The following is a 15,776-nucleotide window of genomic DNA, read 5'->3' as shown; positions in this document are numbered from 1 at the left end:
CGCCGATGGCGACAAAAGAACGGGGCCGGCAATGCCGGCCCCGTTCGTATCCTGCCGCGGTGGTTACTTGCGGCGTGCCAGCAGGCGGTAACCGCCGGTGGCGTTGGAGTCGTAGCTGTGCGCGAGCAGCACGTAACGGCCGGCGTCCAGCTCCACTTCCAGCGACGGATCCAGGCTGCTGTCGCTGTCGTCCTGCTGGGCGACTTCCTCGCCGTTGCGCATCAGCGTGAGCATGCCGTCCAGGCCACCGATGCCGGTCATGCTGATCACGTAGGTACCCTTGCGCGGGATCTCCAGCGTGTACAGGTCGCGGTTGCCCGGGCGCAGCTGGCCCTGCACTTCGCGGCCGAGCTTGAGTTCCGGGCGGGCGGAGCCTTCCGGTGCGGCGGTGGTGGTGGTGGCGAGCTGGAACACGCCGCCACGGCCGTTCACCGAACGCACCGAGACGTTGTACTGGCCGGCATCGAGCACTTGGGTCAGGCGCGAATTGGTGCCATTGCCGGCACCGTCGTCGTCGCTCAGCACCAGGTCGCCGCCCTGCACGGTCAGCAGGGTGTCGAAGTCACGGCTGGTGGCATCGAACTGGACGCGGCGGGTTTCCGGCAGGGTCATCACGAAGCTGCGGGTGACATCGCCGGTGACGAAACTGCTGGTCGAGCCGTCCACCGGCAACGCGCTGCCGTCCTCGAAGACCAGGCCTTCGGGCATGTCGGCGCGCTGCACGCCCAGATAGAACGCGCCGGAGGCTTCGCTGAAGCCGGCGGCGGTCAGGGTGTAGGTGCCGGGCTTCAACGGCGCCAGCAGGCGCGAGTTGAGCTGGTTGCCGCCGTCGTCGTCTTCCATGCTCACGCCGTTGCCGCTCAGGGTCAGGCGTGCGTCGAACTCGTCCGACTCCAGGTCGATGGTGTACAGGCCAGCCTGTTCGACTTCCAGGGTGAAGGTCTTGTCGCCGCCGCGCAGCCAGTCGGTGATGCGGCGGCCGGCGGTCAACGGCTTACCGTCGTAGGTGGCGATCGGCTCGGCCGACAGCTGGTACGGGCCGAACGCACGGGCGTCCGAGCCGCTGACGGCGACCAGGTACTGGCCGGCCTTGTCGGCGCGCATGCTCAGCGTGGTGCCGCCGTTCTCGCCGGCTTCGGTGCGGCTGATCAGGCTGTCACGCAGGAACACCGCCAGCGAGCCGTTCAGCGGGCCATCCAGCTTCAGCGAGACGGCCTGGCCGGCGGCCAGCTGCAGCGTGTACAGCTGGCTGCGGGTGCCGTCGCTGTAGTTGACCGGGGTCGAGGAGGTGATTTCGCCGTCGGCTTCACCGTTGAGGGTGAGGGAACGGGCGGGACCGGCGGCCTGAACGGGGGAATTCACGGCGGCCGCGATGGCGAGGGACAGCAGTCCTGCTGTGAGTCGCTTCACTTCGATTTCCTTATGGATTGGTACAGGGGTGGAACAGGGGAATGGCTGGCCTTCAGCCCATGGCTGCCGGCAGCGGCCATGGGGCGGGACCGCCGGGGCAGGGACCCCGGCGGCACGGCGCGTTACTGGATGACCGGCTCGGCGACGGCGGCAGCATCGGCTGCGGCGCTGGCGGCCTCTTCGGCGGCATCCTTGCGGTTGCTCGGGCCGGCCACGTCGATGGCGTCACCGCTCAGGTCGGTGGTTTCCAGCTCGAACACGCCCTGCTGGCTGCCCAGGCTGGTGACCGCGACGATATAACGGCCCGGACGCAGGTTCAGGGTCAGGCGCGCGTTGGTGCCGTTGCCGCCGTCATCGTTTTCTTCGTCCACGCCGGGGCCGGTGATGTGCAGGACCGAGTCGAAGCCATCGGCGATGGCATCGAACTGCACCTGGCGCGGCTTGTCCACGGTCAGCACGAAGGTGCGGCGGGCACGCGAATCCATCATCGACTGCGCGGTCTGGCCGATGGTCAGGGCGGTGCCGTCACGGGTGACCAGGTTGCCGTCGGTCGCGGTCATGGCCACGCTCAGCTTGAACGAGCCGGTCTTGCCGTTCACCGAGGAGGCATCGATGGTGTACTCACCGGGCTCCAGGAAGGTGCGGATACGGGCGTTCAGGCGGCCGCCGTTGTCGTCGTCCTCCAGCTCGACGTTGCGACCATTCAGGCGCAGGTAGGCGTCGAAGGCACTCGATTCCAGGGTGATCGAGTACAGGCCGGCCTTGTCGACCTGCAGCTTGTACTCCTGCTTGTCGTCCATCAGCCAGTCGATGGCCTGGCTGCCCGCGCCCAGCGGCTTGCCGTCGTAGGGGACGATCTTGCTGCTCTTGAGCTTGAACGGGCCGAAGCTGTTGGAGCCGGCGCTGTTGACCGCGACCAGGTAGGTGCCGTCCTTCGGTGCGCGGAAGGCCAGGTTGACCGCGCTGCCGGAGTCACCTTCTTCCATGTCCGAATTGCTGCTGGCGTTGGCGAGCATGGTCTGGCCGTCGAACACGGCCAGCTGGCCGTTGAGCGAGCCGCCCAGCTCCAGCGACACCGCCTCGCCGTTCTTCAGGGTGACGGTGTAGGCCTGGTGGCGGCTGCCGTCGTTGTAGTTCAGGGTGCTGCGGGAGGTGATCTCACCGGCGACGCTCTCGCCGACGGTCAGCTTGGGGTTGCTGTCGCCGCCGGCGACGCCCCCCAGCTTTTGACAGGCGGCAAGCGCAACTGTCATAGAGATCGCTGCGAACAGGCGGGCATGACGTGTGTTCAAGCGTGGGTCCTTCAAGTAAGGGTGGTTTCCGTTCCCCGCGGGGGCGGGTCGGACGGGATTCTAACGGGTCCGGCGTTGTGTATTCAGCGAGAATCCTTCACACGGGCCGGGGGAGGGCTGGCGGACCGCTTGGATGCTAGAATTCCCGGCTTGTCTGCCTTTTTCATCGACCGACCATGATCGAATTGAATCCCATCCGCCAGCGAATCGCCGATCTGACCGATCGCGTGGTCTCGCTCAGGGGGTATCTTTGACTACGACGCCAAGAAAGAGCGTCTTGAAGAAGTAACCCGCGAACTCGAAAACCCCGACATCTGGAACAACCCCGAGTACGCCCAGTCGCTGGGCCGGGAGCGTTCGATGCTGGACAAGACCGTCGGCGGCATCGCCGTGGTGCTGGACGGCATGACCGAGGCCAACGAGCTGTTGGAGCTGGCCGAGAGCGAGCAGGACGAGGACACCGCGCTGGCGGTGGTCGCCGACCTGGACAAGCACCAGGTCCACATCGAGAAGCTGGAATTCCAGCGCATGTTCTCCGGCGAGATGGACGCCTGCAACGCGTTTGTCGATATCCAGGCCGGTGCCGGCGGCACCGAAGCCCAGGACTGGGCCGAAATGATGCTGCGCATGTACCTGCGCTGGTGCGAATCGCGCGGCTGGAAGGCCGAGCTGCTGGAAGTGTCCGGCGGTGAAGTGGCGGGCATCAAGTCGGCCACGTTCCGCGTGGAAGGCGACTTCGCCTACGGCTGGCTGAAGACCGAGACCGGCGTGCATCGCCTGGTGCGCAAGTCGCCGTTCGACTCGGACAACCGCCGCCACACCAGCTTCACCTCGGTGTTCGTGTCGCCGGAAGTGGACGACAGCATCGAAGTGAACATCAACCCGGCCGACCTGAAGACCGACGTGTACCGGTCCTCCGGTGCCGGTGGCCAGCACGTCAACAAGACCGAGTCGGCGGTGCGTATCACGCACGTCCCGACCGGCGTGGTGGTGGCCTGCCAGACCGAACGCAGCCAGCATGCCAACCGCGACCGCGCGATGAAGATGCTGGCCGCCCGCCTGTACGAGCTGGAAGTGCAGAAGCGCAACGCCGAGCGCGATGCGGTGGAAGCCACCAAGTCGGACATCGGCTGGGGCAGCCAGATCCGCAACTACGTGCTCGACCAGAGCCGTATCAAGGACCTGCGTACCGGCATCGAGCGCACCGACACCCAGAAGGTGCTCGATGGCGACCTGGATGAATTCATCGAGGCCAGCCTCAAGTCCGGCCTGCAGGCCGGTGCCAAGCGCAGCGATGCCTGATCCGGCTCCCGCGGCGGCCTGGGCCGCCGTCCGGACCGTGGGCGGGTCCCGTCGTGGGGCCCGCCTTGCCGTCGCCGGCCGTGGGGCAGGGCGATGATGCGCAGCGAAGAAGAACGCAGGGAACTTGGCGGCTTCCTGAAGGCCTGCCGGGCACGCGTGGATCCCGGCACGCTGGGGCTGCCGGTGGGGCGCCGGCGCACGCCCGGGCTCAAGCGCGAGGAAGTGGCGCTCGCGGTGGGTGTCAGCGTCAGTTGGTACACCTGGATCGAGCAGGGGCGCGACGTGCGGGCCTCGCCCGAGGTGCTGGAGCGGCTGGCGCGGGTGCTGCAGCTCAGTGACGACGAGCGTGCCTATGCGTTCGCACTGTCCGGTTACGGCGTGCCGCTGGAATCGCCCGATGAAACGGTCACCGAAGGGCTCCGCCAGCTGGTCTTGGCGATGCAGCCGATCCCGGCCTATGTGCGCAATACCCGCTTCGACATCCTGGCGTGGAACCCGGCCATCGCCGAGCTGTTCGTGGACTATGCGCAACTGGCGCCACACGAGCGCAATACGCTGCGGTTGATGTTTCTGTACCCGCCGTACCGGCAGTTGATCCTGAACTGGGAAGAGATGACGCGCGGGCTGCTGGCCAGCTTCCGCGCGGCCATGGCGCAGGCGCAGGACAAGGCGCCGTTCCTGGCGCTGGCCGAGGACATCGCCACGCACAGCGCCGAGTTCCGGGCGTGGTGGCCCGAGCACGATGTGCGGCGTTTCGATGAGGGCGCCAAGCGCCTGAACCATCCCACCCGCGGCCTGCTGGACCTGCAGTACGTGGCGTTGATTCCGGAAAGCCGGCACGACCTGTCATTGGTGACCTACCTGCCGCGGACCTGAGTACCGGATGCAGGCGCGGCTCCGGCCGCGAAGCCGGTGACGTTTCCGTGCCAGGTGAAGCGCGACCCCTCCCCAACTCTCCCCTTGGCTTCTCCAAAGGGAGGGGGCCGTTGCGCGGCGCGCTGGAAGCGCCCGGTAGGCGCGGTTCCGGCCGCGAAGCCGGCGGTGTTCTCGTCCCGTGCGAAGCGCGCCCCCTCCCCAATCCTCCCCTTGGCTTTGCCAAAGGGAGGGGCCGTTGCGCGGGGCGTTGGATGCGCCCCGATGGGAGCGGCCTCAGCCGCGAAGCCGGCAACACCTCCGTGCGCGAAAGAAGCAGCTGCCTGGCAATCACAAGCCTTCGGCAATGGAACGAACCCGCGCTGCAACAAAGGGGGGAGTGCCACTCCTAGGATGGTCACACGCCTTGTTGTCGGTGGGTGGTAGGGTCCAGATTGCGTTCCAGGAAACGGACCGTTGGTCCGTTGTCGACACGACAGGAGAACCTGATGTCCGCCGTCCCCGTAGCAAGCGGCGCCGCCGCGATTTCCCGCGACCCCGCCACCGGCGAGCTGATCGCCACCCACCCCTTCATCAGCGATGCCGAACTGGACGAACTGCTGGACCGCAGCCGTGCCGGCTTTGCCGCCTGGAGCGCGCAGACACCGGCGCAGCGGGCCGAGGCCCTGCGCCGCATGGCGGCGATCCTGCGCCGTGACCGCGAGCCGTTGGCGGCGTTGGCTACCGCGGAGATGGGCAAGGTCCTGGCCGAATCGCTTGCCGAGATCGAGAAATGCGCGCTGCAATGCGAGTGGTACGCCGACCACGGCCCGCAATGGCTGCGGGACGAGCCGGCCGAGGTGTTGAGCGGTGAGGCGTACGTGTCGTTCCTGCCGCTGGGCGTGGTGCTGGGCGTGATGCCATGGAACTTCCCGTACTGGCAGGTGATGCGCGCCGCCGTGCCGATCCTGCTGGCGGGCAATGGCTTTCTGCTCAAGCCCGCCGAGAACATCGTCGGTACCGCCAAGCTGCTCGATGCGGCCTGGCGCGAGGCGGGGCTGCCGGACGGCACCTTCATCGGCGCCAACCTCAACCGGGAGCAGACCAGCCAGGCCATTGCCGATGATCGCATCGCCGCGGTGACCTTGACCGGCAGCGTCGCGGCCGGGCGCAGCATCGCTGCCCAGGCCGGGCAGGTGTTGAAGAAGGTAGTGCTGGAACTGGGGGGCTCGGACCCGTTCATCGTGCTGGCCGACGCCGACCTGGAGAAGGCGGTTGCCGCGGCGGTGACCTCGCGCTTCCAGAACGCCGGGCAGGTGTGCATCGCCGGCAAGCGCATCATCGTCGAGGATGCCATCCATGACCGCTTCGTGGCGTTGTTCAGCGAGCAGGTCAAGGCATTGACCGTGGGTGACGGACGCGACCCGGCCAACCGGCTTGGGCCGATCGCCCGCCAGGACCTGCTCGACCAGTTGCACGCGCAGGTGCAGGCCTCGGTGGCGGCCGGTGCGCAACTGCTGGTCGGCGGGCACCAGCTGGATCGGCCCGGCAGCTTCTACGCGCCGACCGTGCTGGCTGGCGTCGCGCCGGGCATGCAGGCGTTCGACGAGGAGACCTTCGGGCCGGTGGCGCCCATCATCCGTGCGCGTGACGCCGACCACGCCGTCGCACTGGCCAACCAGAGCGAGTTCGGCCTCAGCGGCAACCTGTGGAGCGGTGATGTGGCACGCGCCACGCAGCTGGCTCGCCGCCTGCAGACCGGCGGGGTGTTCATCAATGGCTTCTCGGTGTCCGACCCGCGGGTGCCGATCGGCGGCGTCAAGAAGAGCGGGTTCGGCCGCGAGTTGTCGTACTTCGGTGTCCGCGAGTTCGTCAACGCGCAGACGGTGTGGATCGACCGCGCCTGAGCCGCGCGCATCGTTGCCTGCCATACAACCAGTCCAGCAAGAAGGGCGTCATTCCATGTCCAAGGGTTCTGATCTGCTCGTCGCCGCACTCGAGAACGAAGGCGTCGAGCGTATTTTTGGCATTCCCGGCGAGGAGAACCTCGATGTGGTCGAGTCGCTGCGGCACTCGCGCATCGAACTGGTCATCACCCGCCACGAACAGGCGGCGGTGTTCATGGCCGCCACCTACGGCCGCCTGACCGGCAAGCCGGGCGTGTGCCTGGCCACGCTGGGCCCGGGGGCGCTGAACTTCACCACCGGTGCGGCGTATGCATTGCTGGGCGCGTGGCCGGTGATCATGATCACCGGGCAGAAGGGCATCGTGGCCAGCAAGCAGGCGCGCTTCCAGATCGTGGACATCGTCAGCACGATGAAGCCGCTGACCAAGTCGGCGCGGCAGATCGTCTCGGCGCGCACCATCCCGACCATCGTCCGCGAAGCATTCCGCACCGCGCAGCAGGACCGCCCCGGTCCGGTGCTGCTGGAGCTGCCGGAAGACATCGCGGCGATGGAAGGGGACGAGGTCGCGCTGATCCCGCCGCATCCGCTGGAGCTTCCCATCGCCAGCCCGGAAGCGCTGGATCGGGCCGCCGGGATCATCCGCGCCGCCAAGCGGCCGTTGCTGATGATGGGGGCCGGCGCGTCACGGCCGCGCTCCAGCGAGGCGCTGTCGGCGTTCGTGCTGCGCGCGGGCATCCCGTTCTTCACCACCCAGATGGGCAAGGGCTCGGTGGCCGGCGGCTCGGGGCTGTACATGGGCACCGCCGCGCTGACCGAGCGCGACTACGTGCACATGGCCATCGACCAGGCCGACGTGATCGTCACCATCGGCCATGAAGTCACCGAGAAGCCGCCGTTCGTGATGCGCCCGGGTGGCCCGACCGTCATCCACGTCGGCTACCTGCCGGCGGAGGTGGAGCAGGTGTACTTTCCGCAGGTGGAGGTGATCGGCGACATCGGCCGATCGCTCACCCTGCTGGCCGACCGCATCGAAGGCAAGGTGGCCAACGCCGACGCGCTGCTGCCGCTGCGCGAGCAGATCCTGTCGCATATCACCGACCGCGCCGGGGAAGACCGCTTCACCCCGCAGCGGCTGGTACACGACGTGCGCCAGGTGATGCCGCCGGACGGCATCGTGGCGCTGGACAACGGCATGTACAAGGTCTGGTTCGCCCGCAACTACCGCACCCAGGTGGCCAACACCCTGTTGCTGGACAACGCGCTGGCGACCATGGGCGCGGGCCTGCCCTCGGCGATCACCGCGGCCATCCTGTATCCGCAGCGGCGGGTGCTGGCGGTCTGCGGCGACGGTGGCTTCATGATGAACAGCCAGGAGCTGGAAACCGCCCGCCGGCTGGGCCTGAACCTGGTGGTGCTGATCTTCAATGACAACGCCTACGGGATGATCCGCTGGAAGCAGGCGGTGGACGGCTTCGCCGACTACGGCATGACCTTCACCAACCCGGACTTCGTCAAGTACGCCGAGGCCTATGGCGCCACCGGGCACGAGGTGCGCGAGATCGGACAGTTCATCCCGACCCTGGAAGCGGCCTTCAACGCTGGCGGCGTCCATCTGGTAACGGTGCCGGTGGACTACTCGGAGAACGCGCGGGTGCTGGTGGACGAGCTCCGCCAAGCCTTCCCGCCGGCCGTCCATTGACGTGGGCGGGGCAGGGGCCGGGCCGACCGGTCCGGCCGGGGGAGGGTGGTTTTGGTATGCTGTACGACCGGCGTTGCCGGCCGTATCCCCCCACTATCCACCTGCAGATCCATGAGCGAAGCCACCGAAACCCCACCCGTCGACGAAAACAAGTTGATTGCCGAGCGTCGCGAGAAACTCAAAGCGCTGCGCGGGCAGGGGATCGCCTATCCGAACGACTTCCGTCGTGAAGACTTCGCCGGCAAGCTGCAGGCCGAGTACGCCGACGCCGAGCAATGGACCGCCGAAACGCTGGAAGGCAATGGCCGCCGCGTGAAGATGGCCGGCCGCCTGATGGCCAAGCGAATCATGGGCAAGGCCAGCTTCGCCCAGATCCAGGACGAGAGCGGCCGGATCCAGCTGTTCCTGCAGGGTGCCACGTTGGGCGATGCCTACACTGCCTTCAAGGGCTGGGACGTGGGCGACATCATTGCCGTCGAAGGCGGACTGACCCGCACCAAGACCGGCGAGCTGTCGATCAAGGCCGAGTCGATCCGCCTGCTGACCAAGTCGCTGCGCCCGTTGCCGGACAAGTGGCACGGCCTGGCCGACGTGGAGCAGCGTTACCGCCAGCGCTACGTCGACCTGATCGTGACCCCGGAGTCGCGCGAAGTGTTCATCAAGCGCTCGCGCATCATCCGCGCGATGCGCGCCTGGCTGGACAACCGTGACTTCCTGGAAGTCGAGACGCCGATGATGCATTACATCCCCGGCGGCGCGACGGCCAAGCCGTTCACCACCCACCACAACGCGCTGGACCTGGACCTGTACCTGCGCGTGGCACCGGAGCTGTACCTCAAGCGGCTGGTGGTCGGTGGCCTGGAACGCGTCTACGAGATCAACCGCAACTTCCGCAACGAAGGCGTCAGCACCCGCCACAACCCGGAATTCACCATGATGGAGTTGTACGAGGCCTATGCCACGTACAACGAAGTGATGGACCTGACCGAAGGCGTGATCCGTGACGTCGCCCAGCAGGTGCTGGGTACGACCGAGGTGGAATGGGACGGTGCACGTATCAACCTGGGCCCGGCGTTCCGTCGCTGGCGCATGGACGAGGCGGTGCGCCACCACAATCCGGAGATCAGCGTCGCCGACTGCACCGATCGCGAAGCGCTGCTGCGTCATTGCGAGCGCCTGAAGATCAGGGTCAAGCCGTCCTACGGCTGGGGCAAGCTGCTGTTGGAGATCTTCGAAGCCACCGTCGAACACACCCTGGTGCAGCCGACCTTCATCACCGACCATCCGGTGGAAGTTTCGCCGCTGGCCCGCGCCAGCGACAACGAGCCCGGCTACACCGATCGCTTCGAGCTGTTCATCAACGGCAAGGAGATCGCCAACGGCTTCTCCGAGTTGAATGACCCGGAAGACCAGGCGGCGCGTTTCCAGGCCCAGGTTGCAGCGAAGGACGGCGGCGACGACGAGGCCATGCACTACGACTCGGATTACATCCGTGCGCTGGAATACGGCCTGGCGCCGACCGGCGGCCTGGGCATCGGCATCGACCGCCTGGTGATGATGCTGACCGGCCGTGCGTCGATCCGTGACGTGCTGCTGTTCCCGTACATGCGCCCGGAGGCCTGAGGCCCGCCGGGTTGAACCGAGAGCCCCGCGAGAGCGGGGCTTTTTCGTGGGCATGGCGGTAAGCGCAGTTCCGGCCGCGAAGCAGGTGATGCACAGGTGCAGCGGGTTGCCGTGATTGCAGTCGGTTTCCGTGGCGGTGCAGGTGCGCCGGCTTCGCGGCCGAGGCCGCTCCTATTGGCCTGCGTGTGCACAAACAAAAAGCCCTCCCGGTGAGGGGAGGGCTTGGGTCATTCCGGGGCCGGGAGGATCAGGCTTCCGGCTTGGAGTCGCGCAGTTCGCGGCGCAGGATCTTGCCCACGTTGGACTTGGGCAGCTCCTTGCGGAACTCGACGATGCGCGGGTGCTTGTAGCCTGTGAGGTTGGCGCGGGCGAACTCCTTGACGTCTTCCTCGGTGAGCTTGGGGTCCTTCTTGACGATGACCACCTTCACCACTTCACCGGACTTCTCGCTCGGTGCGCCGACCGCGGCCACTTCCAGCACGCCGGGCATCATCGCGATGACGTCCTCGACCTCGTTTGGGTACACGTTGAAGCCGGACACCAGGATCATGTCCTTCTTGCGGTCGACGATGTAGAAGAAACCCTGTTCGTCCATGCGCGCCATGTCGCCGGTATGCAGCCAGCCGTCGGCATCGAGCACCTTCTCTGTCTCGTCCGGACGATGCCAGTAGCCCTTCATCACCTGCGGGCCGCGGATGCACAGCTCGCCGACTTCACCGACCGGCAGCACCTGGCCCTCGTCGTTCTTGACGCAGGCATCGGTGGAGGGGATCGGCAGGCCGATCGCGCCGTTGTAGTCCTTCAGGTCCAGCGGGTTGATGCAGGCCGCCGGCGAGGTTTCGGTCAGGCCGTAGGCTTCCACCAGGGTGACGCCGGTGACCTTCTTCCACTTCTCGGCCACGGCGCGCTGCACGGCCATGCCACCGCCCAGTGCCACCTTCAGTTCGGAGAAGTTGATCTGGTCGAAGCCTTCGGTGTTGAGCAGGCCGTTGAACAGCGTGTTGACGCCGGTGATGGCGGTGAAGCGGTTGTTCTTCAGCTCCTTGACGAAGCCCTTCATGTCGCGCGGGTTGGTGATCAGGTAGTTCAGCGCGCCGATCTTCATGAAGACCAGCCCGTTCGCGGTCAAGGCGAAGATGTGGTACAGCGGCAGCGCGGTGATGATCACTTCCTCGCCCTGCTTGACGCCGGAGCCACTGATCCAGGCCGAGGCCTGCTGCATGTTGGCGATCAGGTTGCGGTGGGTGAGCATCGCGCCCTTGGCCACGCCGGTGGTGCCGCCGGTGTACTGCAGGAAGGCGATGTCGTCATGGTCGATGTCCACCACCGGCATCGGGTGGCGCTTGCCCAGCTTCAGCGCGTCCTTGAAGCGGATCGCGTTGGGCAGGTCATAGTCCGGGACCATCTTCTTCACGTACTTCAGCACGAAGTTGACGATGCCGCCCTTCGGGAAGCCGAGCATGTCGCCCAGGCCGGTGGTGATGACCTGCTTGACCGGGGTCTCGGCGATGACCTGCTGCACGGTGTCGCCGAAGTTGTCGACCACCAGCAGCACGCTGGCGCCGGCATCGACCAGCTGGTGCTTGAGCTCGCGGGCGGTGTACAGCGGGTTGACGTTCACCACGGTCAGGCCGGCGCGCAGGATGCCGAAGATGGCGATCGGGTACTGCAGGCAGTTGGGCATCATCACCGCGACGCGGTCACCCTTCTTCAGCTGCAGCTCGCCCAGCAGGTAGGCGGCGAACTGGGTGACCAGTGCGTCGGTTTCACCGTAGGTGAGGACCTTGCCGAAGTTGGAGTAGGCGGGGCGATCACGGAACTTGGCTACGGACGTATCGAACACCGCGGCAACGGAACGGAACTCGTTGACGTCGATTTCAGCCGGGACACCGGCCGGGTAGCTCTGCAGCCAGGGACGTTCCTGATTCATCTTCCCCTCCAGGAAATGGATGTGATCTAGTGATGGGAGCGGGGCACCGGGGCGCCACAGCCGCTGATGCCAGCATACCGTCCAGAATGGAAAAGGCGAAGGGTTCAGATGATCCGAACGGTTCTGAAATGCATGCTTATTGCGGTGATTGTGCTTTCCGTCGCCGGTTGCAAGCGCGCGCCGCCGGAACAGCGGCTGCGCGACACGATTGCTGCAATGCAGAAGGGTGTGGAGTCGGGCAGTCCCGCGGACTTCATGGAGGCGGTCTCGCCCGAGTTCGTGGGCAACGAGGGCGTGGACCGGGCGGGGCTGGAGCGCCTGGTCAAGGCGCAGCTGCTGCTCAACAGCAAGGTGTCGGTGCAGACCGGTCCGATAGCCATCGAGATGGCAGCGGACAACAAGACGGCGACAGTGCGTTTCAGTGCCCTGCTTGTCGGGGGTACGGGCGGCTTGCTGCCCGTGCGCGGCGACATGCAGGAGATCCAGACCGGCTGGCGGGATGAGGACGGCCAGTGGCGGGTGTACAGCGCCAGCTGGGGGCCGGTGGGTGGCGAGCGCGGGTAAGCGGGTGGGGGAGTGGAGGTAGAAGCAAGAGCAGGAGCGGGAGCGGGAGCGGGAGCGTCACCCCTCCCCAGCCCTCCCCTTCGCGATGCGAAAGGGAGGGGGCGGTTTCTGTTGACCTGTCAGACCGCGATCGAGCTGCACGGCGGCGGCAAGAGTTCGAGATCGCAGCGAACCGGCTTCTTCCCCCTCCCTTTCGCATCGCGAAGGGGAGGGCTGGGGAGGGGTAAAAAAAGAACGCCCCGAAAGGGGCGTTCCTTGCTTCATCAAGTCAATCCATCCGTCAGGCCGCTTTCTTCGCCGCCAACTGGCGCAGCACGTACTGCAGCAGGCCGCCGTTGCGGAAGTACTCCACTTCCTTGGGCGTGAGCAACAGCACCTTGGCCTGGAACTGCTGCTTGCTGCCGTCAGCCTTGGTCGCAGTGACGGTGGCGGTCTTGGCCTTGCCGTCGTCCAACCCGGTGACGTCGAAGGTCTCCGAGCCATCCAGGCCCAGTGACTGTGCGTTCTGGCCGTCGATGAACTGCAGCGGCAGCACGCCCATGCCGACCAGGTTGGAGCGGTGGATGCGCTCGAAGCTCTCGGCGATCACGGCCTTGACGCCCAGCAGGTTGGTGCCCTTGGCCGCCCAGTCGCGCGAGGAGCCGGTGCCGTATTCCTTGCCGGCCAGGACCACCAGCGGCACGCCGTCGGCCTTGTACTTCATGGCCGCGTCGTAGATGGCCAGCTTCTCGCCGTCGGTGCTGCCCGGGGCGTAGTACAGGGTGTTGCCGCCTTCCTCGCCACCGAACATCAGGTTCTTGATGCGGATGTTGGCGAAGGTGCCGCGCACCATCACGTCATCATTGCCGCGGCGGCTGCCGTAGCTGTTGAAGTCGGCCGGGAGCACGCCACGCGACTGCAGGAAGCGGCCCGCCGGCGAGTCCTTCTTGATGTTGCCGGCCGGGGAGATGTGGTCGGTGGTGATCGAGTCACCGAACAGGCCGAGCACGCGCGCACCGTGCACATCGCTGATAGTGCCGACCTGCATGGTCATGCCGTCGAAGTAGGGCGGGTTCTTGATGTAGGTGGAGTCGCCGTTCCACTGGTAGGCCTGGCCTTCCGGCGATGCGATCTGCGCCCAGCGGGTGTCGCCCTTGAACACGTCGGCATAGTTCTGCTTGAACATCTCCGGGCCAACGGTGGCGGCGATCATGTCGCCGATGTCCTTGTTGCTCGGCCAGATGTCACGCAGGTACACATCCTTGCCGCTGCTGTCCTGGCCGATCGGCTCCTTGGTCAGGTCGATGCGCACGGTGCCGGCGATGGCGTAGGCCACCACCAGCGGCGGCGAGGCCAGGTAGTTGGCCTTCACTTCCGGATGCACGCGGCCTTCGAAGTTGCGATTGCCCGACAGCACCGAGGCCACCACCAGGTCGCCGGCGGCGATGCCGGCGCTGACTTCGACCGGCAGCGGGCCGGAGTTGCCGATGCAGGTGGTGCAGCCGTAGCCGACTACGTAGAAGCCGAGCTTCTCCAGGTCGGTCAATACGCCGGCCTTTTCCAGGTAGTCGGTGACCACGCGCGAGCCCGGCCCGAGCGAGGTCTTGACCCACGGCTTGGCCTTCAGGCCCAGGCGCGCGGCGTTGCGCGCGAGCAGGCCGGCACCGAGCATCACCGCCGGGTTGGAGGTGTTGGTGCAGGAGGTGATGGCGGCGATGACCACCGCGCCGTCCTTCAGGCGCACGGACTGGTTGTCGATGACCACGTCAGCGTGGCCCTTGGCCAGCTGTTCGTTGCCGACCGCCGCGCCGCCTCCTTCATTGATGAAGTCGGCGACGTCGCCGTTGCGCTGGTCGCGGTTGACGGTCAGGCCCTTGAGCGCCTCGGTGAAGTTGTCATGCACATCGCCGAGCAGGACGCGGTCCTGCGGGCGCTTGGGGCCGGCCATCGACGGCTTGACGTCACCCATGTCCAGTTCCAGCGTGGCGCTGTACTGCGCGTGCGGGCTGCTGGGCTCGTGCCACAGGCCTTGGGCCTTGGCGTAGCTTTCGACCAGCGCGATCTGCGCCTCGCTGCGGCCGGACAGGCGCAGGTAGTTCAGCGACTCGGCGTCGATCGGGAAGATGCCGCAGGTGGCACCGTACTCCGGGGCCATGTTGGCGATGGTGGCGCGGTCGGCCAGCGGCAGGTGCTGCAGGCCGTCGCCGTAGAACTCGACGAACTTGCCGACCACGCCGTGCTTGCGCAGCATCTGGGTGACGGTCAGCACCAGGTCGGTGGCGGTGGTGCCCTCGGGCAGCTTGCCGGTGAGCTTGAAGCCGACCACCTGCGGGATCAGCATCGAGGACGGCTGGCCGAGCATGGCGGCCTCGGCCTCGATGCCGCCCACGCCCCAGCCCAGCACGCCGATGCCGTTGATCATGGTGGTGTGCGAGTCGGTGCCGAACACGGTGTCCGGGAACGCCCAACGGGTGCCGTCGACGTCACGTTCCATCACCACGCGGGCGAGGTTTTCCAGGTTCACCTGGTGGACGATGCCGGTGTTGGGCGGCACCACCTTGAAGTTCTCGAAGGCCTTCTGGCCCCAGCGCAGGAAGCTGTAACGCTCGCGGTTGCGCTCGAACTCGATCTTGCCGTTGAGGTCCAGTGCGTCGGCGCGGCCGAACACGTCCACCTGCACGGAGTGGTCGATGACCAGTTCGGAGGGGATCAGCGGGTTGATCTGCTCGGCCTTGCCGCCGAGCTTGGTCACCGCGTCGCGCATGGCGGCCAAGTCGACCACGCAGGGCACGCCGGTGAAGTCCTGCAGCACCACGCGGGCCGGCATGAAGGCGATCTCGGTGTCCGGTTCGGCCTTGGGGTTCCACCGGGCCACCGCCTCGATGTGCTCCGGGCCAACGGTCTGGCCGCCGTCCTCGTGCCGGAGCAGGTTCTCCAGCAGGATCTTCATCGAGTAGGGAAGGTGGGAGATGTCGAACTTCTGGCCGAGCTTGGGAAGGCTGCAGTAGGTGTACTGCTGGCCGCCAACTTCCAGTTGGCTGCGGGTGGAGAAGGTATCGCTCATACAGCTGACTCCTCTTTACAGATGGCTTGCCACGGTGCCGGTGCGGCGCCGCGCGGGCTTTCAGGGCCGTGGGCCCTGTCACTGAATGCAGGTCCGAGTATGGACGATGCACGCATACTTGGGCGCATGGCGGTCCGGGCCAGTTTAGACAACG

10 protein-coding genes are annotated in these 15,776 nt (G+C 66.6%); 6 read left to right on the top strand and 4 right to left on the bottom strand.

Annotated features, from left to right (window positions below; genetic code table 11):
- Positions 1-63: 63 nt before the first annotated feature.
- Both AC06FE_RS11515 and AC06FE_RS11510 read right to left on the bottom strand, forming a co-directional pair.
- Positions 64-1,410: an ABC transporter substrate-binding protein gene (locus AC06FE_RS11515; protein ID WP_446541432.1), complete on the bottom strand. Its 1,347-nt coding sequence runs from the start codon at positions 1,408-1,410 to the stop codon at positions 64-66.
- Positions 1,411-1,532: 122 nt separating this feature from the next.
- A complete protein-coding gene (locus AC06FE_RS11510; protein WP_478073101.1) occupies positions 1,533-2,663 on the bottom strand; it encodes a PPC domain-containing protein in 1,131 nt (376 codons plus the stop codon).
- Between the two features lie 215 nt (positions 2,664-2,878).
- Between AC06FE_RS11510 and prfB the strand changes: the two genes are divergently transcribed.
- The 5 genes from prfB to lysS all read left to right on the top strand — a co-directional run bounded on the left by prfB (position 2,879) and on the right by lysS (position 10,085).
- Positions 2,879-4,004, top strand: a protein-coding gene (gene prfB / locus AC06FE_RS11505; RefSeq protein ID WP_132863131.1) for a peptide chain release factor 2 whose coding sequence is annotated in 2 segments (ribosomal slippage) — positions 2,879-2,953 and positions 2,955-4,004 — 1,125 coding nt in all. Because the reading frame shifts where the segments join, the coding sequence is not laid out codon by codon here.
- A gap of 93 nt (positions 4,005-4,097) precedes the next feature.
- Complete coding sequence (locus AC06FE_RS11500) at positions 4,098-4,880, top strand: helix-turn-helix transcriptional regulator (protein WP_478073100.1); 783 nt, start codon at positions 4,098-4,100, stop codon at positions 4,878-4,880.
- A gap of 485 nt (positions 4,881-5,365) precedes the next feature.
- Positions 5,366-6,763 (top strand): NAD-dependent succinate-semialdehyde dehydrogenase, encoded by a 1,398-nt coding sequence (locus tag AC06FE_RS11495; protein ID WP_478073099.1) that lies wholly within the window; start codon positions 5,366-5,368, stop codon positions 6,761-6,763.
- 55 nt (positions 6,764-6,818) lie between these two features.
- Entirely contained in the window at positions 6,819-8,462 is a 1,644-nt protein-coding gene (locus AC06FE_RS11490; RefSeq protein WP_478073098.1) for an acetolactate synthase large subunit, read from the top strand.
- A 111-nt stretch (positions 8,463-8,573) separates the two neighbouring features.
- Positions 8,574-10,085 (top strand): lysine--tRNA ligase, encoded by a 1,512-nt coding sequence (gene lysS, locus AC06FE_RS11485; RefSeq protein WP_192285898.1) that lies wholly within the window; start codon positions 8,574-8,576, stop codon positions 10,083-10,085.
- 247 nt (positions 10,086-10,332) lie between these two features.
- Here the strand turns inward: lysS and AC06FE_RS11480 are convergent, their stop codons facing one another.
- Entirely contained in the window at positions 10,333-12,015 is a 1,683-nt protein-coding gene (locus tag AC06FE_RS11480; protein WP_132863136.1) for a long-chain fatty acid--CoA ligase, read from the bottom strand.
- A 108-nt stretch (positions 12,016-12,123) separates the two neighbouring features.
- Between AC06FE_RS11480 and AC06FE_RS11475 the strand changes: the two genes are divergently transcribed.
- Positions 12,124-12,579 (top strand): nuclear transport factor 2 family protein, encoded by a 456-nt coding sequence (locus AC06FE_RS11475; RefSeq protein ID WP_478073097.1) that lies wholly within the window; start codon positions 12,124-12,126, stop codon positions 12,577-12,579.
- A 280-nt stretch (positions 12,580-12,859) separates the two neighbouring features.
- Here AC06FE_RS11475 and acnA read toward each other — a convergent pair whose 3' ends face one another.
- Positions 12,860-15,622, bottom strand: coding sequence for an aconitate hydratase AcnA (gene acnA, locus AC06FE_RS11470; protein ID WP_478073096.1), 2,763 nt, complete (start codon positions 15,620-15,622; stop codon positions 12,860-12,862).
- Positions 15,623-15,776: the final 154 nt, after the last annotated feature.

The organism is Stenotrophomonas sp. Steno-C18 (genome assembly GCF_056393195.1).
This window is presented reverse-complemented; position numbering and strand designations above follow the sequence as displayed.